General features: G+C 47.1%; 19 protein-coding genes. 8 read left to right on the forward strand and 11 right to left on the reverse strand.

From position 1 onward, the window contains the following. Window positions 1–191: 191 nt before the first annotated feature. Window positions 192–1,352, forward strand: a complete 1,161-nt coding sequence (locus E0698_RS21655) for a S8 family peptidase (RefSeq protein ID WP_192512878.1) — start codon at window positions 192–194, stop codon at window positions 1,350–1,352. A 21-nt stretch (window positions 1,353–1,373) separates the two neighbouring features. On the opposite strand, the gene E0698_RS21660 is transcribed toward E0698_RS21655, so the two are convergent. From E0698_RS21660 to E0698_RS21675, 4 genes are read right to left on the reverse strand one after another with little or no spacing between them, the layout of a single operon-like run. Beyond that, window positions 1,374–2,714 carry an MBL fold metallo-hydrolase gene (locus tag E0698_RS21660; protein WP_192512905.1) on the reverse strand — a complete coding sequence of 447 codons (1,341 nt, stop codon included), beginning with the start codon at window positions 2,712–2,714 and terminating at the stop codon, window positions 1,374–1,376. Next, complete coding sequence (locus E0698_RS21665) at window positions 2,711–4,381, reverse strand: ABC transporter permease (protein ID WP_192512879.1); 1,671 nt, start codon at window positions 4,379–4,381, stop codon at window positions 2,711–2,713. The genes E0698_RS21660 and E0698_RS21665 overlap by 4 nt, the downstream gene beginning before the upstream one ends. 4 nt (window positions 4,382–4,385) lie before the next feature. Then, entirely contained in the window at window positions 4,386–5,456 is a 1,071-nt protein-coding gene (locus E0698_RS21670) for an ABC transporter substrate-binding protein (RefSeq protein WP_044646869.1), read from the reverse strand. Between the two features lie 21 nt (window positions 5,457–5,477). After that, window positions 5,478–6,482 (reverse strand): ABC transporter ATP-binding protein, encoded by a 1,005-nt coding sequence (locus tag E0698_RS21675; protein ID WP_192512880.1) that lies wholly within the window; start codon window positions 6,480–6,482, stop codon window positions 5,478–5,480. A 201-nt stretch (window positions 6,483–6,683) separates the two neighbouring features. On the opposite strand from E0698_RS21675, the gene E0698_RS21680 reads away from it, so the two are divergent. Together E0698_RS21680 and E0698_RS21685 are read left to right on the forward strand one after the other, a co-directional pair. Continuing rightward, the gene (locus E0698_RS21680; protein ID WP_192512881.1) at window positions 6,684–7,577 is read left to right on the forward strand and encodes a LysR substrate-binding domain-containing protein; all 894 of its coding nucleotides are present in this window, start codon (window positions 6,684–6,686) and stop codon (window positions 7,575–7,577) included. 127 nt (window positions 7,578–7,704) lie between these two features. Then, entirely contained in the window at window positions 7,705–8,565 is an 861-nt protein-coding gene (locus E0698_RS21685) for a hypothetical protein (RefSeq protein WP_192512882.1), read from the forward strand. Between the two features lie 84 nt (window positions 8,566–8,649). Here E0698_RS21685 and argS read toward each other — a convergent pair whose 3' ends face one another. From argS to E0698_RS21700, 3 genes are all read right to left on the reverse strand, one after another. Continuing rightward, entirely contained in the window at window positions 8,650–10,329 is a 1,680-nt protein-coding gene (gene argS / locus E0698_RS21690; RefSeq protein ID WP_192512883.1) for an arginine--tRNA ligase, read from the reverse strand. Beyond that, window positions 10,326–10,766 carry a DUF1934 domain-containing protein gene (locus tag E0698_RS21695; RefSeq protein WP_134911674.1) on the reverse strand — a complete coding sequence of 147 codons (441 nt, stop codon included), beginning with the start codon at window positions 10,764–10,766 and terminating at the stop codon, window positions 10,326–10,328. The genes argS and E0698_RS21695 overlap by 4 nt, the downstream gene beginning before the upstream one ends. Window positions 10,767–10,860: 94 nt before the next feature. Next, window positions 10,861–11,751 (reverse strand): LysR family transcriptional regulator, encoded by an 891-nt coding sequence (locus E0698_RS21700; protein ID WP_192512884.1) that lies wholly within the window; start codon window positions 11,749–11,751, stop codon window positions 10,861–10,863. Window positions 11,752–11,901: 150 nt separating this feature from the next. On the opposite strand from E0698_RS21700, the gene E0698_RS21705 reads away from it, so the two are divergent. The 3 genes from E0698_RS21705 (at window position 11,902) to E0698_RS21715 (ending at window position 16,514) form a co-directional block, all read left to right on the forward strand. Next, window positions 11,902–13,644, forward strand: a complete 1,743-nt coding sequence (locus tag E0698_RS21705; RefSeq protein WP_192512885.1) for an ABC transporter ATP-binding protein — start codon at window positions 11,902–11,904, stop codon at window positions 13,642–13,644. After that, window positions 13,644–15,383, forward strand: coding sequence for an ABC transporter ATP-binding protein (locus tag E0698_RS21710; protein WP_192512886.1), 1,740 nt, complete (start codon window positions 13,644–13,646; stop codon window positions 15,381–15,383). Before E0698_RS21705 ends, E0698_RS21710 begins: the two co-directional genes overlap by 1 nt. A gap of 129 nt (window positions 15,384–15,512) precedes the next feature. Further along, window positions 15,513–16,514, forward strand: coding sequence for a type II toxin-antitoxin system PemK/MazF family toxin (locus tag E0698_RS21715; protein WP_192512887.1), 1,002 nt, complete (start codon window positions 15,513–15,515; stop codon window positions 16,512–16,514). Window positions 16,515–16,685: 171 nt separating this feature from the next. On the opposite strand, the gene E0698_RS21720 is transcribed toward E0698_RS21715, so the two are convergent. From E0698_RS21720 to E0698_RS21735, 4 genes are all read right to left on the reverse strand, one after another. Continuing rightward, on the reverse strand, window positions 16,686–16,883 hold the full coding sequence (locus E0698_RS21720; RefSeq protein WP_134911678.1) for a hypothetical protein: 198 nt from the start codon (window positions 16,881–16,883) through the stop codon (window positions 16,686–16,688). Between the two features lie 708 nt (window positions 16,884–17,591). Next, on the reverse strand, window positions 17,592–18,044 hold the full coding sequence (locus E0698_RS21725) for a hypothetical protein (RefSeq protein WP_134911679.1): 453 nt from the start codon (window positions 18,042–18,044) through the stop codon (window positions 17,592–17,594). A 1,311-nt stretch (window positions 18,045–19,355) separates the two neighbouring features. Then, window positions 19,356–19,544 carry an aspartyl-phosphate phosphatase Spo0E family protein gene (locus tag E0698_RS21730; RefSeq protein ID WP_192512888.1) on the reverse strand — a complete coding sequence of 63 codons (189 nt, stop codon included), beginning with the start codon at window positions 19,542–19,544 and terminating at the stop codon, window positions 19,356–19,358. A 193-nt stretch (window positions 19,545–19,737) separates the two neighbouring features. Continuing rightward, the gene (locus E0698_RS21735) at window positions 19,738–21,171 is read right to left on the reverse strand and encodes a helix-turn-helix domain-containing protein (protein WP_192512889.1); all 1,434 of its coding nucleotides are present in this window, start codon (window positions 21,169–21,171) and stop codon (window positions 19,738–19,740) included. A 177-nt stretch (window positions 21,172–21,348) separates the two neighbouring features. Between E0698_RS21735 and E0698_RS21740 the strand changes: the two genes are divergently transcribed. Together E0698_RS21740 and E0698_RS21745 are read left to right on the forward strand one after the other, a co-directional pair. After that, window positions 21,349–21,825: an AbrB/MazE/SpoVT family DNA-binding domain-containing protein gene (locus E0698_RS21740; protein ID WP_192512890.1), complete on the forward strand. Its 477-nt coding sequence runs from the start codon at window positions 21,349–21,351 to the stop codon at window positions 21,823–21,825. Then, window positions 21,822–22,268 carry an AbrB/MazE/SpoVT family DNA-binding domain-containing protein gene (locus E0698_RS21745; RefSeq protein WP_192512891.1) on the forward strand — a complete coding sequence of 149 codons (447 nt, stop codon included), beginning with the start codon at window positions 21,822–21,824 and terminating at the stop codon, window positions 22,266–22,268. Before E0698_RS21740 ends, E0698_RS21745 begins: the two co-directional genes overlap by 4 nt. Window positions 22,269–22,305: the final 37 nt, after the last annotated feature.

A 22,305-nucleotide genomic window follows, 5' to 3' on the forward strand; every position in this document is an offset into this window, starting at 1 on the left:
CCCGCTCCGGGAGAAGTCCCCCAAAGTTGTTGCACAAGAGCTTTTGCCCTCCATGTATCGTATGTGTCCACGATCACTTTGACACGACGAGCAGGCCTATTTCCATAAAAAAGGGGCAGGTTTCCCATGCCGCCGCTGATGCTTGCTCATACAATACCTCAGCATGGCTCATCGGAGGGGGACTGTCTCAAATGGACTATCCGGGTTTTTTGCAGCGTTTGCACGAGGGCATTTCGGAGCCGTCCGGCAGTGGACGGCACAAACAGATCATTACGTTCGATAAGCCTCACCAATACCTGGAATGCCTGTCCTATCTCAGGAAGCTGAAGCCCGAGCTTGCGGGATTGCGGCAAGTACAACCGGCCCGACTGATTCGCGCTCTGATCGCCCCGCTTCCAGGGGGAGACAGGCTGGGCAAATATCACAACGGTGTTACCGTTGAAGAAGATACTCGCATGAGGGTACATGGAGGAACAGCCCAGATGCCGAAGGCGGAGAAAAACCTGCCCATGCCGTGGGGGGTTAAACAGGTGCGCGCACACAAGGCTTGGCCTTCCTCTACAGGAAACCGAATCAGGATTGGTGTGATCGACACAGGAGCGGATTTTCAACATCCTGATCTGCGGCATTCTCTCGCCAGAGGCATCAATTTGCTTAATCGGACCATGCTGCCCTATGACGATAACGGTCACGGCACTCATATTGCCGGTACCATCGCGGCATCCAACTATGATGAGGGTATGGTTGGCGTAGCACCTCAGGCGCTGATTCATCCTGTAAAAGCATTTGACCATAACGGAGCCGCCTACGTCTCCGATATTATTCTAGGCATCGATTGGTGCGTATTGAATCGTATCGATATCATCAATATGAGCTTCGGTATGAAATCACGCAGCAAGGCGCTGCTTGATATGGTGAACAAAGCGTATCAAAACGGTATCGTGATCGTAGCTTCCTCGGGAAACGAGGGCAAACGCCGGAGTATTGACTACCCGGCACGCTATTCCCAGACCATTTCAGTCGGAGCTACCGATAAATACAGACGCATCGCGCCTTTCAGCAACCGGGGACAATTCGTAGACGTGTACGCACCGGGTGAAAAGATCATTTCCTCATGGATACACGGCAAGCATCACGAAATGAGCGGTACGTCTATGGCTACTTCCCACGTGACCGGAAGCATTGCTCTGCTCCTTTCACTGAGACCGGAGATGGAGCCTAGAGAAATCAAAGCACTGCTCAAGCGTACCGCTACACCGCTGCGCCTTCGTAAAAGCATCGGGCGCAACTCTATATCCACGAAACTTGGGGAAGTCGATGCCTTCCGACTAATGCAGGAGGGTACGAAATAACGGATGGAGTAAATGAATCATCTAAACGTTTAACGTTGCGCCCGGCTCCAAAGAGTGAATGACTTTTACAGAGCTTTCGTGTTCGGTCCAACCTTCTCTCATCAGCTCGTCACGCACAAGATCAGTCTGCGGCTTGGGCGCATGAACGAGCACAACCTGTTTACCAGGCAACTCCTTCAACATTAGTCTCACATCCGATATCCCCTGATGCACCTTGTAAATCAAATGCCGAACTATACAACGGTCATTCTGATCTGCACACTCCAGCAGATGTTTACCAAAAGAACCGCTTGAAGTATGTCCCGTTAAAATAACTCCGTTATGATTACTTTTTCCGCTACCTTCGCCATCTCCCGCACTCGGCGGATGATCTGATAAATACTGATAGTACCAGCGCGCCCGTGGCGAATCCATCATGCCGTCCCCGGTTACGATCATAGCCGCAGCATTCTGTTCCAGCAGCTGCACTCGCTCCGCAGCATCACGAGGCACAAAGATCCGGCCACTGTGCAGCACACGTTCTATCCGCGCAGGTACTTCCATGCGTAACCATTCTTTCAAACGGCTCAAGCGCTGCAATCCCTGCCATATGTCCGGCTCTACAATCATTGCTTGTTCAGGGAACTGCTCGCTGGCCCACACAATCAACTCCTGTCCCCGGCCAAAGGCGGGTACCGGAAGCAGCACATGACCACCAGAAGACAATATCTGTCCCATCCCGGCCCGCAGCCGCTCCAGCTTCACAGGCTGCGGATCTATATCCATGCCATAGGCATTATCCATAATGGAGATATCGGCTAGATTAGGTTCCGGTGCATCGGCAGCGAGCAGCTCGGATTCACGGCTGTAATCTCCCGAAAAGAACAACCGCTTTCCTTCCATATCTACCATGTACCACACTGCGCCAGCCAAATGCCCACTGCGTCCCCACATGATCCGTACACCCGGACAAGCCTCCTGCCATATCCCTGACGGCGCCTCATCCTCCAGATAGCGGTAAGCGATGGATTCGATATCCCGTTCGTCGTATGGCAATTTGCCGCCTCTCGATTCTACATAAGTATGCCAGGAGCGAAAATAGGAACCCAACTGCTCGGCGGTGGCCTTTGTCGTCCAAACCTCTCCCCGGTATCCATACTTATACAGTAAGGGGAGCGCCATTGAATGATCCTCATGTGCATGAGACAGCAATACAGCGGTCAGCCTCTCCGCCTCCTGCGGCGGAAAAACCGGATACTGCCCGGTTCCTTCCTTTTTCACGCCACAATCCAGCATGATGCGATGCTGCTTTCCTTCCAAAACATAGCAGGAGCGGCCGTGTTCGCCCGCACCGCCCCAAATTCGAAGCTTGGTCATCATCATTTCCACTTTCTTTGCGAGTTTAAGCTTTCCATTAAGATCAGCAGCAGTGTGGTCAAACCGACCGATATGACCGCCATTGCCATACCAAGCGACACCTGCCCCTGTTCGAACTGGGCAAATATGTAGGTTGCAGATGTCTGGACGGATGGCGGCAAAATCAGCAATGAGCCGACCAGTTCGCGCGAAGCAATGGTAAAGGTCATCATCCAGCCTGCCAGCATCCCCGGTAAAATCAGCGGCAGCACAATCCGGCGGAATATATAAGACGGGCGACCGCCAAACACCTGTCCTGCCTGAAAAAGAGCGGTGTCTACCTGCGTAAAGGCGCTTTTGACATACTGGACTGTATAAGGAACAAACAAGACAACATACGTCAGAATGACCATACCGTACGTGTTATACAATGGAATCGGCATCCACGGCGAGTTCCACCATAAAATAAGGCCGACTACCATAACAATCCCCGGAACCGTGTTCGGAAGCAAGCTGAATGCATCCACTGTCCGCTGGAGCTTCGTACGTGAGCCGCCAATAACGAGCGCAAACCATGTGCCCAGCACAACGGCAATCGTCGATGCACCCAAAGAGAGAAATACGCTGTTCAGCAGCGCCTCCATGCTCTCTGAGCCCCAAGACAGCAGTTCCTTGTAATAATCGAGCGTAAAGTTATCCCAAGCCAAGCCGATCCCCCGCAGCTTCATGGTGGAAGCGGCGATAATTGAAAAATAAGGGATACCAATGGACGCCATTAGCAACAATAGGATAAATGTGACACTTAATCCCGTAGTCCAGCCAGATACACGAAGACGGGAAGGACGAGAACCTTTACCACCTACCAGCCTGTATGTATACTTACGGTTGATTACCGATTGCACATACCACACGAGCAGACAGGCGGTTAAAAGCACCGAGGCCATTGATGTCGCCTTGCCGAAATCAATCGGCCAACTGGAAATGTATTTGTGAATTTCCGATGTCATGACTTCATACCCGATACGTCGTCCAAAGGTGGCGGGGGTTCCAAACTCGGCAATCGTTTTGACGAAAATGAGCAGCGCGCCCATTCCGTAAGCCGACAGCAGCAGTGGTAAAATGATACGGCGGAACCTGTACAGAAAGCCGCCGCCCATAACGGCTCCGGCCTCTTCGAGACTGCCGCCAATCCTGACCAGCGCACCGCGCAGCAGCAGGTACAGGAACGGAAACAGATGTAGACTCATGATCATAACCATGCCGCCAAAGCTGAAAAAGAACGGGGTCAAGAAATACAGGCTCGGAAACAACTGCTCCAGATACCCGTTTTTTTGCATAAACAAAATCCAGCCCATAGACCCGATATAGGGCGGGGTCATAAACGGAATCAATAGCACCACGTCCAACCAGCGCCAGCTAGCGAGACGCGTGTTGGACATGATCCACGCGAGCGGAAGTGCAAGCACCGTTGTTCCGGCAATAACACAGATGCCCAGCCAGATTGAGCCGAACAGCACACCCGCAAATCGGGATGCAGCCAACGTCCGGAAAGGCGCAGACCATTGTAATCTTCCATCTACATACACACTTTGGATGAAAATTTGTAGTAACGGCAGCACGATCAGTAAAGCAAGCGCGATCAGAGCGAGCGTCAGACACCACGCTCTGATCTGTTTGACGGATAAGACCCCCATCCGCTTACTTGAACATTTGCGTGAACTTCTCTGTCACGTCAGGACCATGCTCGCCCATCCATTCCCAATTGGTTTTCAGCAACGGAATCTCATCCAGATTGGCGCGCTTATCTGCTTTGACATCCGTGCGGCCAGGAAGCAAGGAAGCGTCCGCTACCAGCTTCTGCGCCTCGTCCGACAGCAGATAGTCAATGAATGCCTTGGCATTCTGCTCATGCTGTGTCGATTTGAGAATCGCCGCAGGGCGCGGGCTGATGACCGTTCCTTCCTTCGGATAAACAATGTCAATCGGCTCGCCTTTGGCTTTGGCCTTGTAGGTCATGTAATCGACCGCAGCAGCGACCATGCTTTTGGCTCCGGTAATGACCGGGTCCAGCGCTTCCTGATTGGCTCCAGCCATCGCTACGCCGTTAGCCTTGTACTGCTCGAACAACGTCCAGCCCCCATCGCCATTGGCACTCAGGTAGCCTGTCATAAAATCCAGCGCCGAACCAGACAGCGACGGATCAGGAATGTTAATTTGGTCCTTGTACTCTGGCTTCGCGAGATCGGCCCATGAAGTCGGCGGTGTCTTCACCAGCTTCGTGTTGTACGCGATACCTAATGCGGAAGCACTGGTGCTGAAGTAGTTGCCTTCTTTGTCGGACCAATCGGGATTCAGCTTGTCCGCGTTTTTAGCATCCGGGTAAGGGAGCGTGAGACCGTCTTTTTTCAAGCCTTGCACGGACGGAAGAGATGCCAGTACCACCACGTCTGCTACCGGATTCGCCTTCTCAGCTTCCATCCGGGCCAAAATTTTACCCGTCGTTCCCTGGAACAGCTCGACCTTCACTCCACTTTGCGCCTCATACCCCGCTACCAGCTTTTTCGCCAGCCCGTCAGGGCCTGCGCTGTAGACAACCAGCTTCTGATCGGTGGATGCCGCCCCGGCTTGTCCTGCTGATCCGGTGGCTTGCGCTCCATCCTTGGATGGTGTAGCCGTTCCACAGCCTGCGACAGCCAGTCCAAAGGTCAATGTTAATGCGAGCATCGCGCCCTTTTTCCAACCTGTACGAAAAACGTGCTTGTTCATCATCTTGTGTTATACCCCTTTTCCCTATGAATTGAGTTGGTGGATGTGTTGCGGTGATACCCAAATTTGCTTTTGTTCCCCGATAGGCAAGCGGGTGGAATGATATGCAGTCCATAGCTCGCCGTTCTCTGCCCGTATTCGGATTTCATAACGGTCTCCAACATAACTGACATGACGAATCTCCACTGTAAAAGAATACTGGTCTACTTGATCCTGTTCCCAGCGGACATGCTCGGGACGGAATAGCGTCCGTTCCGGCTCCAGCCAGTTTGATTTGCCGATGAACCTCGCCACCTCTGGATGAGATGGGCGACCGTAGATTATCTCCGGTGTTCCGGTCTGCAAAATATGTCCGCTTCTCATGACGACCACTTCATCGGACATTGACATGGCCTCGATCTGATCATGGGTGACGTACAGGGCAGTCAGCCCCAGATCGCGCACCAGCGACAGCATTTCGATGCGCATCTCTTCGCGGAGTACCGCGTCCAGCGCACTGAGCGGCTCATCAAACAAGACAAGCCGCGGCCGGATGGCGACCGCCCGGGCAAAAGCGACCCGCTGTTGTTGACCACCGGACAGCTGATGAGGATACCGATCCTCCATCCCCGACAGTCTGACCTTGTCCAGCGCCTCCAGCACCGCTATTCGCAGCTCCTTGCCTCGCACGCTACCAGAACCGGGGCCTTTTCCATGCTTGCCCGCACGCAGGCCGAAGGCCACGTTTTCAAACACCGTCATATGCGGCCACAGCGCGAAATCCTGAAACACCATGCCGAAATGACGAAGATGCGCGGGAATATCCTTTTTGCGTTCAGCCGAAAAAAGAACTTCCTCTCCCATTGTGATCGTGCCGGTATCCGGCGTCTCCAGCCCTGCGATCATGCGCAGAAGCGTTGTTTTCCCGCAGCCGGACGGACCGAGCAGTGTCGTGAATTGTCCCCGCCGTACGACCAGATTCGTCTCGTGCAATGCGGTCATATGGCCGAAGGTTTTACTCAACCCGTGAATATACAAATCCTGATTCATCGCATTACCTGCCTGTTCTTATGACTGACCCCAGTGTAAAGCTTGAATTCGCAGCCTGTGTTATTGGAAAGTTAAAACAAAATTAATTATTTCAATGAATTGTGTTAACACTCATAGATTTAATCTATATAGAGGGGACTGATACCGCCGCGCATGGAGCGGGCATGAGTTTCCGATCAACCTGAAAGTGGGGCATTCCAAGTGAATTTAAGTCTTTTGAAGCTGCATATTGTAGAGTTGCTGGACAAGCACCATAAAATTACCACAGTGGCCGAGCTTCTCGGCCTGAAACAACCGACCATTACCTTTCATATGAGAAATCTGGAGCGGGATTTGGGGGTGAAGCTGTTCGACACGCGTATGGGCAAAATCATCCTGACGGATGCCGGGCACGCACTGCTCCACTATGCCGGCAAGATTAATGCGCTCGCCGCCGAGGCGGAGCGGGTCGTATGCGAGTTCGACACACTCCAGCGGGGGAGCATTCGAATCGGCGCCAGTTATGTACCGGCTACCTATGTACTTCCTGCGGTGCTGCACCGTTTTGCCCGGGAACATCCGGGAATTCATATTGCCTTGTCCGTGAAAACAGCTCCGGTGATCAAGGACATGCTCGCCCGTCACGAAATTGACCTTGGCGTTATTTCAACAGAGCCGTTTCAAGTGCCAACGCTGGTGTCAGAATCCTTGGGGGAGGATGAACTGGTGCTGATCTGCGCACCTGATCACCCGCTCGCAAGCGAAACCGATTTAACACCTGAGCGCATCGCTTCTTCCTCTTTCGTGCTGCACGGCAAGGATTCCAGCACACGCCAAATGACTGACAAATGGCTGGAGCGTGGCGGACGCCGCCTCCCCTCCTATTTGGAGCTGGATTCGCTGGAGGCGATCAAGCAGGCGGTCATGCTGGGAGAGCACGTCTCCTTCGTCTCCCGCATAGCTGTGCAGTCCGAGGTCGAACGCGGGATGCTGGTCATACGGCCCATTCCGGGCCAGCGTGTGGAGCGGTACATTTATATGGTTAGCAATAAGGACCGTCACCGCTCGGCGCTAATCCGCCAATTTGCTGAATACTTGTCAGGGAACCAAGAATAAATCTTACCTGTCATATAGAAATTATGTAATTTTTTAACCGGAGTACCCGCTTGCCTTGACATACAACTGACATTAAACCCGTAAAGTGTAGCGTGTACCCCCATTCGGACGAACAGGAGATGATTGGATGAAAACTGGTCTTCGTATCACCAAAGCTTTATCGGTACTAACCCTGAGTGCAGTGCTGCTTGTAACGGGATTAAAAGGTGCCGAGCCTGCACAGGCTGCCGCCAATGCCACACCAAGCTATGAGGTAAAGCTGCTGCTGGATACAGCTCAGGTCCTCAATGCGGACGGCTCTTTGAAAAGCAGCGTAGCCAACGAGTTTCAAATTAGCGAAGATGCGCAACGATTGAGCGTCGAATATTTTGACACGGATCAACTGCAATTGAACAACGAGGGCTGGAACGTGAGATTTCGCAAAAAAGAGGATAAAAAGAATTATGAATTAACCTACAAGAAGCGGTACACGGTCACGAACGGAGATATCAACGCGGCTCTCACCCAAGCGAATAAAGAAGGCTTCAGCGCATCCGACGATAACTACGATGCTGAGGTGGATTGGGGTTATAGCAAACAGACGCTGAGCTTTTCCAATGATAAAAAAACGAACGCTTCCAAAGGATTAACTCTTCCTTCCCCGGATCAGGCGTTAAAGCAACTATTGGACAATCTCCCGGGCAAGCTGCAAAACTGGAAAACCGGCAACTGGGGCAAACAAACCCTGGCAGACTCCAGAGTACGCGGTCCTGTACAGGTCAGCAAATATGGAGGCAGCTTTCAAGGATTGGATACCGACGTTGAAGTCTGGCCTATCCGTAGTGCAAACGGATCAGGTACAGATACCATCATCGAAATCTCCTTCAAAACCTCGGACTACAGCGTTGCCGCCAGCAATCGTACCAAGCTGATCCATCTGCTGCAATCCAAAGGATGGCTGGTTCCTGCCGATTCCCTGAAAACGAATTTGGTGCTGGAACGCTACTAAGCTGCTCGAACAAAAAAAGGAACCGAACGTGCCACCCTGCCGGGGATGGTACGGACGGTTCCTTTTATCGTTAAAGTGGTTTGCTTACATGCGTTCCGGTGCAGACACGCCTACCAGCTTCAACACGTTGGCAATGGTGGTGCGCACCGCGCCAAACAGCGCCAAACGAGCCTGCGTTTGAGCGGCATCCTCAGTGATCACACGCTCTGCCTTATAGTAGCTGTGGAACAGCGATGCCAGCTCGTAGACGTAGCGAATCATACGGTGTGGCGCAAAGCTCGCAGCCGCTACCGATACTTCCTCCGGCAGCTCGCCGATTTTACGCAACAGGTCGTATTCATGCTCAGCCGTCAGTTTGGACAGATCAACCTCTGCCAACGGCAGTACGGCAATTCCTTGCTCCTCGGCTTGACGGTATACGCTGCACGCGCGAGCGTGGGCATATTGTACGTAGAATACCGGATTTTCATTGGAAGTGGAAATCGCCAAATCCATGTCAAAATCCAGATGCGAATCCATGCTGCGCATCGTGAAGAAGTAGCGGATCGCGTCCACACCCACTTCTTCCATCAGGTCTTCCATCGTCACGGCCTTGCCGGTACGCTTGGACATTTTCACCTTTTCCCCGTTTTGGAACAGGCTGACCATTTGGGCAATCAGCACTTTGAGCTTATCCGGGTCGTTACCCAGTGCTTCCATAGCTGCTTTCATCCGTGGAATGTAGCCGTGGTGATCCGCTCCCCAAATGTTGATGATCGTGTCATACCCACGGGCGTATTTGTCGCGATGGTACGCGATATCCGGGGTCAGGTACGTGTATGTACCGTCATTTTTGATCAAGACGCGGTCCTTATCGTCACCGTACTTGGTTGTGTTCAGCCATGTGGCTCCGTCCTTCTCGTAAATCTCCTCACGGTCACGCAGCTCATTCAGCGCTTTAAGCACTTCACCGTTTTCATACAGCGATGTTTCGCTGAACCAGGAGTCAAAAGGTACACGGAACAGCTCCAGATCGCGCTTGATCTTGTTCAGTTCCTTTTCCAAACCGTAGTCACGGAAATAAGCTGCGCGGTCGCCTGGTGTCAAAGACAGCAGGGAATCGCCCTTCTCAGCCACCAGCTCCTTGGCAAACCCGACGATGTCCTCACCGTGATAACCGTCCTCCGGCATCTCAGCAGGCTGTCCCAGCTCTTGCAAATAACGTGCCTCAATCGAGCGGCTCATGTTGTAAATCTGGTTACCCGCATCATTAATGTAGTATTCACGAGTTACTTTGTATCCGGCAAAATCAAGCACGTTGCAGAGGGCATCCCCTACTGCCGCACCGCGCGCATGGCCCAAGTGAAGGCTACCTGTCGGGTTCGCACTGACAAACTCGATTTGTACCTTTTTGCCTGCACCTTCCTGCACACGTCCGTAATCTGCTCCCTGTTCCTGCACTTGCTGAATAACTGCATAGAGGTAGCTCTTGTTCAGGCGGAAGTTAATAAAGCCCGGTCCGGCAATTTCCGCGCTTTCAATCGAGGCGGCAGCCAAGTCTATATTTGCGATCAAATCTTCTGCAATTTGACGCGGGTTTTTCTTCGCAATACGGGTAAGCTGCATCGCAGCGTTTGTAGCCAAATCACCGTGCGACTTGTCCTTCGGCACCTCCAGTGTGATTGTCGGCAGCTCTTCGCGGCTCACGATACCGGCAGCCAGTACCGCTGCCTCGATAGCAGAGGTCACCTTTTGATTAATGAGTTCCAGTGGATTGCTTGTCATGATTGTTGCTCCTCCTGTATATGCAAACTGATGGCAAAATGCCCCGAGAAATCCTCAAATACGTACAGATCATAAGTCCAGCTCACCTGTCCGGTAAATCCGTCCATTCGAATATCGAGCTTCTGCGTATGCGCAGACATGTTCAGGCTTAAATAAGGCGATCGGTAAAATCCCGGCAATCTTCGTCCCAGCGCAAATGACTGCTCCGACTGCACCTCACCGTGGCGAATCAGCTTAAGCTCATCCGGTCCGATTTTGACCGTGTTCCGTGTCGTTCCGCCCTCAGGTCCCTCTTGGGGTTCATCGTACCTTATATATAGATGCTTCCCACGCATGATCGCTTCTCCGGGAAGTTCCTGTACCACATCTTCTCCGTCGTGATGACTATGAAGACGGATTTGGACCTTTGCATTGTGTGGCATGTGTTCAAACTCCATTCTATCGCTATCCTACTGTACTACTATATCCAGTTCCCGTTTGCAATTCAAATGAGATTTTACAAAAAGATGCTTTCATCCACAAAAAAAACAGCTACCGCGGAGTGACTTCATCGGATGCCTGGCTAAATCTTTCGATAAATCGGGAAGCCAGAGAAGACATGTATCTATCCTTGAGCCAGACAGCCGCCACACGAGTATGCAATTCTTCACACATAATTTCCTTCACGATTAACTGGTTATTACTGCCCAGAGAGAGCGCGGACCGTGAAATCATACCGATCCCCAATCCTTCATTGGCCCAATGAAGCGTAGTGCGGGCATCATCGTTTTTGCAAAAGACATCCGGCTCAAAGCCATGCTTCATGCAGGTATTGTGTATCAGTTGCTCAAAGCGGCGGTATACGATAAGGGGTCTATCTTTCAAATCAGACAGCGGAATCGTCTTCTGGTCAGGGTTCCAGTCATGCTCTTCTGTCATCACCGCGACCATCGGCTCGGAGGCTGCATATCTGCACCCCAGACCGGTGGTGTTAAACGGCGTTCTGACGATACCAACCTCTACAATGCCCTTGTTCAACAGATCGAGAATCATGAACGTATTTCCCTCATGGATTTCGAATTTTACGCCCGCATAGGTTTTGTGAAATTCGGAAAGCCTGTCTTTCATCAGGGCTGCGCCGGAAGAAGAGACGGTTCCAATCGTGAGCGTTCCCTTCATACCCTTGGCAAAATCGTTTATTTCCCTCGTCGTGGCATCGGTCAGCTCCAAAATCTGCTTGGCCCTGTTCTGCAAAATGATTCCGGCCTCTGTCAGATGAATGCTTCGCGGACCTCGATGCACGAGCTTTACCCCCAGCTCTTCCTCCAACTGCATGAGCTGCTGACTTAGGGGAGGCTGTGCGATTTGCAGCTTTTTGGCTGCCGCTGTGATTTGTCCGGCCTCTGCAATCGCCAGAAAATACTTAAGATGTCTCAATTCCATCATGAACCTCCGGTACTGATATATGTAATACATATACCTCTAATATATATTAAATATTATTCATATGGTTTGGGATATGCCATAATCATATTCAGTTATCAGGTTGGGTCAACGGGCTTTATACATTATTCAGGTTAGGTGATGGTTTATTTGCTGAAATTTGCTGTTTTTTTGAAACCCTATAAAAAGGAAAGCATTCTTGGGCCTCTGTTTAAACTGATTGAGGCGATTCTGGAATTGTTGCTGCCTACCATGGTAGCTCTAATGATCAATCATGGCGTGGTCAAAGGAGATACCCATTATGTTTGGCAAATGGGTCTATTGATGCTGCTTATGACCGTGCTGGGCTTTGGCAGCTCAATGGTGTGCCAGTTTTACGCAGCCCGGGCCTCTCAGGGATTCGGAACCACGCTGCGCAATACGATGTTTAAGCACATTTCATCGTTCTCTTATGCAGATCTCGATAAGTTTGGTACGCCCTCACTCATTAATCGGATCACGAACGATGTGAATCAGCTCCAGACGGCTGTGGCGATGCTGATTCGTCTGGTCATTCGCGCCCCCTTTATTTGTATTGGGGCTATTATCATGTCGATGATCTTGGACTTTCGCCTTGCTTTGGTTCTTTTGGCAGCTACGCCGATCCTGGCTTTGATCCTGTATCTGGTTATTACGAAGGCTTCACCGCTGTACCGAATGTATCAGAAAAAGCTGGATAACATCGCTCTTGTGCTAAGCGAAAATCTTACAGGGGTAAGGGTCATACGGGCCTTTGCCAAAAGAGGAGCCGAACGAGTCAAGTTCAACACAGCATCGGATGACCTGACCCAAACCGCCATTCGTGTCGGGCGTATTTCCGCTTTGCTCAGCCCGGCCACCTTGTTAGTGGTTAACGGAGCCATTATTGCGATTCTGTGGATCGGCGGCATTCATATTCAATACGGATCTCTTACGCAAGGGGAGATTATTGCTTTTATTAATTATATCACGCAGATTTTGCTGGCTCTGATCGTGGTGACCAATTTAATCATTCTGTTCACCAAGGCCGCAACCTCGGCAGCACGGATTCAGGAAGTTCTGGATACACAAGCTTCGATTTCCGATGTGACTACGACTAAAAATCAGTCTGAATCAAATGAACAGGACACCGTACCGACTATCGCTTTTGACCACGTCTCCTTCGGATACAATAAAACGGGGCAATTGGCGCTTAACGATGTTACCGTAAACATCTACCCTGGTGAAACGGTCGGCATCATCGGAGGAACGGGTTCGGGGAAATCAACATTTGTGAATCTCATTCCCCGGTTCTATGATGCGGTGGAGGGGCATGTGCAGGTCGATGGCATTGACGTTCGCCAATATAAGCTTGAGCCATTGCGGCAAAAAATCGGGATTGTTCCACAGAAGGCGCTGCTGTTCACCGGCACCATAGCGGATAATATTCGCTGGGGTCATGAACACGCCACCGATGAGGAAGTCGCCCGGGCTGCAGCAATTGCGCAAGCGGATGAGTTCATTTCCAATCTGCCCGAAAAATACGATGCTCCGATTGCCCGTGGGGGTCTTAATCTGTCGGGAGGTCAAAAGCAACGTCTCACCATTGCCAGAGCTATTGTAGGGAATCCGGAAATCCTTATTTTAGATGATTCCTCAAGTGCACTTGATTTTGCAACCGATGCCGCCTTGCGTACATCGTTACGGGAAAACAGCAGCAGCATGACCGTCCTGCTTGTCTCGCAACGGGTGAGCAGCGTACAGCATGCCGATAAAATTATTGTGTTTGATGAAGGACAGATTGTCGGTGTCGGCACACATGAACAGTTGATGAGCAGCTCCGATGTATACCAGGAAATTAATCGTTCCCAGCTCTCAACGCAGGAGGTAGACTAATGAGCGCCAAGGAAACCTGGAGAAGATTGTTAACCTATGTAGGTCAATATAAAAAAACAACGTTTTGGGTCATCATCAGCGCGATTCTCAGCGTGCTTGCCAGTCTGATCGGCCCCTACATGATTGGTCAGGCCATCGATCACATGGTGGATAAGGGTGCGGTGGATTTTAGAGGGATTGCGCACATTCTTGCCGGATTAGGCATGGTGTATGCCGTAGGCAGTTTGTTTAGCTGGCTGCTCACCTATTTGACGAACCGTATTGCTTATCAGACGGTCAATGATATGCGGCGAGAGTTATTTGATCATTTTAATATCCTCCCGTTAAGCTTCCACGACAATCACCCGCAAGGTGACAGCATCAGCCGTTTTGTGAATGATATGGATGCTGTGTCGGATGGATTGCTACAAGGCTTTTCTACCTTGATTACCGGGATGATTACGATTATAGGCTCGATTGTGCTCATGCTGTACATCAGTCCAATGATGACGCTGGTCGTGCTGGTGTCAGCCCCGGTCACGTATGGTGTGGCACGGTTCATTACCACACGATCCCAGCGCATGTTCCGCGAACAGGCCCAAATTTTAGGAAGTCTGAATGGTTATGTAGAGGAAATGATCGGCGGACAGCGGGTGGTCACAGCCTTTCACTATGAAAACCGTTCGTTTGAGGAATTTTCCGCCAAAAACGAACAATTGTATCAAGCCGGGGTAAAATCACAGTTTTACGGATCATTGTCCAATCCCTCCACTCGGCTGGTGAACAATATGACCTTCTCGGTCACGGCGATGATCGGCTGTATATCCATCATTTTGGGTGTGATTTCGGTAGGGGGATTATCAAGTTTTCTGATCTATACGAACCTGTTTGCCAAGCCTTTTAATGAAATTACAGGTGTACTGACTCAGTTCCAAGCGGCTACGGCTTCTGCCCAGCGCATATTCGCTATTTTGGACTCACCGTCTGAGCAGCCGGAAAAATCGAGCGCCGTACAGCTTGGGCGTAGCAAAGGCACGATTCTTTTTGATCATGTGAAATTCTCCTATAACCCAGACCGTACGCTCATTACGGACTTTAGTCTGGAGGTTAAGCCGGGTACCCGTGTTGCGATTGTCGGGCAGACCGGAGCTGGTAAAACCACGCTCGTTAACCTGCTCATGCGGTTCTATGATGTAGATAGCGGATCGATATCCATCGACGGGGTGAATATCAATGACATGAGCCGGGACAGTCTGCGGACGAACTTTGGTATGGTGCTTCAGGATACATGGCTGTTCAGCGGTACGATTCGGGACAATATCGCTTACGGAAAGCCGGAAGCGACGGAAGAAGAAATTATTGCGGCTGCAACGGCTGCCAATGCACATAGCTTCATCAAGCGGCTGCCTCATGGCTACGATACGGTCATCAGCGGTTCAGGCGACAGCCTGTCGCAAGGTCAAAAGCAGTTGCTCACCATCGCGCGGGTGATTCTCGTTGATCCACCTATGCTCATTCTGGATGAAGCGACCAGCAGTATTGACACCTTGACAGAAGCGCGTATTCAGAAGGCATTTATGAAAATGATTGCCGGACGCACCAGCTTCGTGATCGCCCACCGACTATCAACCATCCGCGAAGCGGATCTTATTTTATATATGAAAAACGGCGATGTCGTCGAAAGCGGAACCCATGAGGGCCTGCTTGCAAGCGGGGGGCATTATGCCTCGCTCTATAACAGCCAGTTCACTACGGCCTAGCATATCAGGTGAGGGGATAAGCCGATTGCTCTTATGCAATCGGCTTTTTTGGGTTGTGATTTTATGTATAAACTACAGTTTAATTGGAACGAAGGAAAGGATAATTATGATAGAATTAGATACATTACAATGAAAGAAGTGAATTATTTGATAGAACAATTTTTACTCGATTTACTCAATAAAGCAGAATACGAAAAGAAGCACTTGTTATCACTCTACAAACATATTATGGATGACCAAAAGGTTCGTCAAATAACAGCTCAGCTAATGCATATTAAAGATGACGCAGGTGTACCAAACTTGACTAGGGAAGATACGTTGTCCCGAGTGAAGAGGTTTATAGATTCCGCGAATAAAGACACCGTTAAAGATCCAACTTCAGGGGTATTAAAACCGATCACAACTCAATTTATGGTAGTATGCGTCAATTTTACTGGAATAGGTTCCGAGCAGGATGAATTCCATTATGGTATTGTCTGGGATGAGCAACGGAAGAGGGATAATGTAAGTATAATTCCGACAACGAGTTTTAAAGCAGAAAAGACTTTGGACACAGATCTGTCATTTAATATTGGGCATGTTTCATTTTTACAAGGTGAAACAGTAGTCCTCATGAATCAGATTACCAGCGTTAGTCGCAAGCGCATCCGAAATGTGCGCCATAAAAACCCAATTACAGACAAGTTTGAAATTGTAAAACTTTCTCCAGAACAGCAAAATCGAATTAAAGATGGTTTTCGAATTTATGGATTAAAGGAAAGAAGCTTGTACAATGAATTTATTTATAATAGCTTTGTGGATACATTACCGATATTAGAATATCCTGAAGTTCAATACTTTCATCTAAATCGGCCCATTAGGTTGGTTGAGAATTATAAAAACAAGCTGACTTATAAACTTTATGACGATGAAAAGGTATATGTTATTGAACGGAAACCATATAAGTTGCCAAGTGGAACAAACAGAATAGGACTATTAAAAAGCTGGGTAGAGGCAGTTGCAATTATGGACCCGCTTAGCAAAAAAATTATTACGATGCGTGACAAAGTTCGTCAAAGTGCGTATGAAGAAATTCAAAATGCAATTCAAGCATTTGGAGAAGATAATGAGGCGGAACTTAAAAGTTCTTAAAATTACTGATAATACTTGCTTATTCTACTGTTTTAGTTTATAATATTGATGTAAGTAACACTCGGATTAAAAACTCATGCCCCATGGTGGGCCGTAGAAACACACAGATTATGCCCCACGGTGGGCCTCAAGAAAACCTTTGCCTTCGGGTAAAGGTTTTCTTCATTTTACTTATTCACAATTATCAAATTCATCCGGAAAAAAACCAAGCGATTCACCACATATAGGACAGCGTAAATCTGAAGTGCGATTTAAAACATTGGCTGCTGTCCAAGCTGCATCTGCTGATATCGCATCCAAGGTAACACTGACCGAACTATATGTGCACCCCGTACGATCACAAACCGAAATTACTTGATACTGAACCATTCTTTTTCCTCCCTTACCCCAGATAAGTTCTATTACCCTTATATGTATATACGCTTTCCATCGACTTGTATTCTGTGTTGATTTTATCAATATTATACAGGTTCTTCCTTAAATAAGATTAATACTTTTTCATAAACGTTGTTACAGACTTACTATTGATAAGCGGGCGCAAGGTAGGTATTACGAACATTGGTAGCCACAAAATCCCATGAACTGATTCTTTGTCCGGTGTAATCATCATACTAAACAGCTCTATACTTTTTAAGAGTTAAATCAGCCGAAACCCCTAATCTGCTAAATCTGCTTGCATCTGCTGGAATTTGCGTGGCTACCGAATACATGTACTAAACACCGACCATAAAAGTAACATCATCGTATTTTAGCGTAGTTGATGCATTATACGTTTTGGATTAGTAACCGTATAATTACTTGCTTTTGCCCAATAAAGAGTTTCCTCATGATAATTGATCCATTGGTGATCTCTTGTAGTATTTTATAGGCTCCTTCGATCTCAATCGTCGTTGAAACGACGTCGGGTTGAGATACCTATGAGTCATCTTTTTTATTACACTTAGTAAAGGAGAGATATACATGTAGTGACACGGCTAGGGGATGACCTGCTAACTAGGAAACAATCCCTTCAATTAGTGTATTAAAAAACCAAAAAGTCGCCTCTCAGCGACTTATATTTTCAAAAACTCCAGAGAGTTACTCTTCAACCTTTTGCACATTAGAAGTTTCAACGGGAAACAAAAAGCTGATAATTTGCTTGAACATTCCCTGCTGATACATGCAAATCAGTATGTCTTTAACAATTTTTTCATACCCGATCCCACAACTAGCTATAATAATATTTATTGTTTCGTCAGCAGAAGGTTTTTCTTTACGAAACAACTCAGGAGGAAACCTGCTTGATTGTTCAGCGTCATGCTGTAAAAATTCTTCATCCTGATGGAGCCTGCTTGTGAGGTAAGACATAATGTATTCAAGATTCATTCTTTGTTCTTCATTAATGCCCAAACAAAGAATCTTATGCCAATAGGGGTATTTCGGATTTGGCTCGACTAAAATAGCAAGCTTCTTCAAACTTTGTTCTAAAGATGATACTTTAGCTTGAAGTTCCTCAATTTCAGACTGATATTGTTTTATCTCGTCACTCAATATTGTAACCTCCGAATAGTTAATTGTTAAAGGAAGATATCAATTAGAGTAACCACCCCATCCGCAATCGATTCTGCTATTCCATAGTCACCAGTAACACTATACATCAATTTAAAAATTTTATCCTTGATATATGCGCTGGCTAGATCGCCCGCTCTAACTGCATCATCCAGTACATCAGCAATATTATCTAAATTCCTCTTGAAGACTTTGGCTGTTGCATCATCGAAGTATTCAGCAATCGCTTTTTTACATATGTGTTATTTGCTCCTGCTCTAAGGGCTGCAGCAATCCCCTTTACTGCTTTTTCTGCAAACCATCTTTTGAAACCTTGTGTCTCAACGGAGTTGTTTTCTTGGATATTTGTCGAATAAGATGGGTTCAGACGGTGTTGTCGTATTAACAGGCCCCGTTGACGCAAAAGCTCTAGCAGAGAAGCCTAACATCATTACGGAAGATAATGAAATAGAAACCACTTTTTTTGAAAAAATAATAGACATATACCACTTTCCTTTTATTTATATTTATTTACAATAATTACAATAACAAGTTATCCATGTCGAAGTAAGGGGAAAAATGTTGTCTTTCAAAAAAAGTAGACTGCCGCTGATTGTGTAGAACGTGCCGTAAGCAAGCTATTAAGTCCCCACTCGTACCTAAAGCGCGGGGCACGCCCCTTCGTCCAGCAAGGAAAAGTTTCCTGAGCAAATAAAAAGGCCGGCAATTGACCGACCTGATCACTAGGGCATGAATGCCTCGATGTTTTCCCTTATTTGATTTTCCACGATAAAAATTCACAACATAAAAAGTCCAACGACGACCAGTAAAACGGTCAATTTCCGTTCAGTGCTTACTATTTTTCTTACGAATCATACCAAATAAAAAAATTAATAATAATACAGAGAACAAAAATGTATAACCTATTCGATCATTAACCACACCAGCCACTACACCGAATTTATTACATTTTATGACATGAGAATGTATTTTTCTTTCAAATAAGTCATTTTATAGATATCGTGATATAATCATATTCGTTATGTGATGGGAGGGATTAGTTTTGCATAGAGCAGGATGGGTGAGGAAGCTGGATTATTTCGGAAGAATCGTGTTACCGATGGACGTAAGGAGAGATTTGGGCATTGAGAAACAAGATGGTTTGGAGTTTTCTTTACAAGAACAAGGCATCATCCTAATTCAAATAGACAAAGAACAATGTAGGTTATGTGGCTCTAATCATAGTTTGATGCCTTATAGAGATTCCTTCATTTGTATTCCATGTATACGCGAACTGAAAGGGATATGATCTGGTTACATCAGTTGGACATTTTTGTAAGTTTTTTTGATCTGAAACATACAGTTGTACTGATTAATAAGTTCATCCAATAACATAGACTGCTCAAGAACACACGCATGTCCGAAACCGTACTGTTCAAACAGATCATGAAGCTGCTGCCGGGCATTTTCCATTTGTTGTTGTAACGTTTCATCCGTATTCATTGACATTCCCTCCTAATGTATCTCATTTTAGGATGGAATGAGCAAATCCGAATCATTATTTTTTTCAACCAAAAATCTGTAAAAAGGACAAAAAAAGACCAGCATTTTAAGCTGGTCAATGGTAATGAATTGATCCTTGACTTATGCCCCACCGATGTAGTCCTGAAGTTGGACTGTGCCATGAGCTTGATGATTAGCTTGGGCTGGTAGTGCAAATACCAGTAAAAAGCCAGTTACTGTCAAGAACAAAGCCATCTTTTTGATCATTTCTTTCCCACACCTCCTGAGATATTTTTTCGTACCGAGACAGTGTTTCAGGAGCAGCATGTACCCTGAAACGGTCAAACAAACCTGAACAATTGGAAATAAGTAGTGCATGGTTTATTGTAACAGCTTTTTCAAAAGCATTTATTAAACATTTTAAACCATATGGATATCTACCTTTATTTAGGCTGTACTTAGCCATCTTGTACCAAAACCGCACGTACTGTTCCGGTAAGACCTGCTGTGTATACAGGTCAGCAGACGATGGTTCCTGATAGGCTGCAATTTGAGTCTCAAAGCGCTGGAGGATATGATCCACATCCATATCGTACCGATTGGCGGTTTCTATAACGTTCAAGAGTTCAGCAAAAATTTGTTGCTCGCCCGCCATATACTCTACGTAATCTGGCAGCACGCTAACATCTCCTGACATAAGCCTGTTCACGTACGTATTAATTTTTCCCCACCGCTGAAATAAGCCCATCCAGTGGAGTGTGTCTGAATCCTGCTCCTTTACCCAGCTTAAATCAGTGTGTGCACGGAGATGCTCTAATGCCTGATCATAATGCCCTTTGGCATCACATGCATTCGCACACAGCAGATCAGCGTAGGCTATATATACAAAAAGTGGTCTACTTAGTTTCTTTCGTAGCCCTTGTTCCTTACGTCCAGAGTTATGAACCATGTCATATTGTATTTTCCCTAGTCGTCCCATTTCCTTAGCAAATGTATATGTCTTGTCCCAATAGCCCATTGATCTGTATACGTTCGTCAAGTCTTTCAAAGCATCAAGCTGATCGATTTCATCCAAACGAGTGATAAACGATTCAAATTTAGCGGCGGCTTCAAGGTTAACCGCTTGGTCTTTCCCAATCGTGAGCTTAAACAAGCGATACTGGCACACCGCAAGTCGTTCTGAATGCTGCTGCTTCTCACTCTCAGCCACCTTTGTATACAGAAAAGCAGCGGCTTCATTATACCCGTCTTTGAAAACATTTTCGGCTACTCCATAGAGCAAAGGTGGATAGGTAGCATAGTCTAGCAATAGATAGACGACTCTTTTTAAACAATCCAGCCGATGAAGCTCCACACATCGGTACAAGTACGGGCTAATTTTTCGCCAGTTCAGCGGTTCATCTATAATGTACTCTTCAATATAACGCTCATAAAAATGATCCGGTGGTAACTCCATTCCTAGCGTAATCAGATCCAATTGATTCACGGAAATGGACTTATTGCCCGTCACAATACCACTGACGGTGCCCGGATTCAATCCCGAGATATGTCCAAACGCGGTCTTGCTCAACCCTTTTTGTTCCAGGTATTTTTCTAATTCTGCTCTTATCCCAGGTGTGATTTCCATGTATAAACCACCCTTTCAACATGAACTGTAGTATGATTCTCATTTCAACAAATCCTATAGTTGGAAAACATATAATATAATGATTTATTTCCCTTTCCATAATAATACCACCATTTGGAACAATAAAGAATAGTTCTATTTTATTGCTTTTTATCTTTTTAATAGGAGATTTTTGACATGAAATACATTGCCATGACGAGAATATTAGACCATTTGGGTCGCTTCACCATCCCCAAAGAAATATTATATACGTGCGATTTTGAACCTCTGGATACCGTTGAATTTTTTATAGACACAGAGAAGGGCATAATTATTTTAAAAAAATACATCGGCCAGTCCTGTAAATTCTGTCAATCAACCGAAGGATTAAGCGCTTTTAAAGACTCTCTCATATGCAATAAATGTATAAATATGATCAAAAATGCTTTCAAATCCAAAGCTAAAAAACCACTCACACCGAAACCTGTGAAAGATACGGAGACAGATAGACGGGCTCTACAGCCAAAAGAGGTCATGGCCCAGTTGCTTTTGAATTTGTTAGAAAAGCACCCTAACGCCACACAACAAGAATACGCCGATATGTTACGTATATCACAAGCCCGGGTCAGCCAGCTCAAACAGATCATAGAGGAATCAGGAGAGGATATTATATGAAAAATACAGGTATGCTGCGCCGATTGGACTCATTAAACCGTATCGTTATTCCAAAAGAAATCCGTACCACCATGAACTTGGATATTGGTGATTCAATAGAATTTTTTGCCGATCATGAAACAGGCTTCTTGGGTATGCAAAAATATGTTGGCGCTTCCTGCAAGCTGTGTAGCTCAACTGAAAATCTAACGTATTTCAGGGGTTCACTTTTATGCAAGAACTGTACAGTCGAATTGAAGGCAAATATAGGTGTTAGTCCAATACCAATTCCTGTTGTTAAGGAACATGCGTATACCGAAAAGAGAAGCTATCAGTCATCACAAAATCTGATCGAAAGCCTAAAAGAACTTTTGCGTAGATATCCGAACGCAGCACAGAATGAATATGCAAAATGGCTTGGCGTGTCACAAGGCCGTGTATCTCAACTCAAAAGGTTATTGTAGGGATCTCACCAACATGTTAACGAAAACATAAGCCAAG

This window comes from Paenibacillus sp. 23TSA30-6 (assembly GCF_014858585.1).
Taxonomy (GTDB): Bacteria; Bacillota; Bacilli; order Paenibacillales; family Paenibacillaceae; genus Paenibacillus.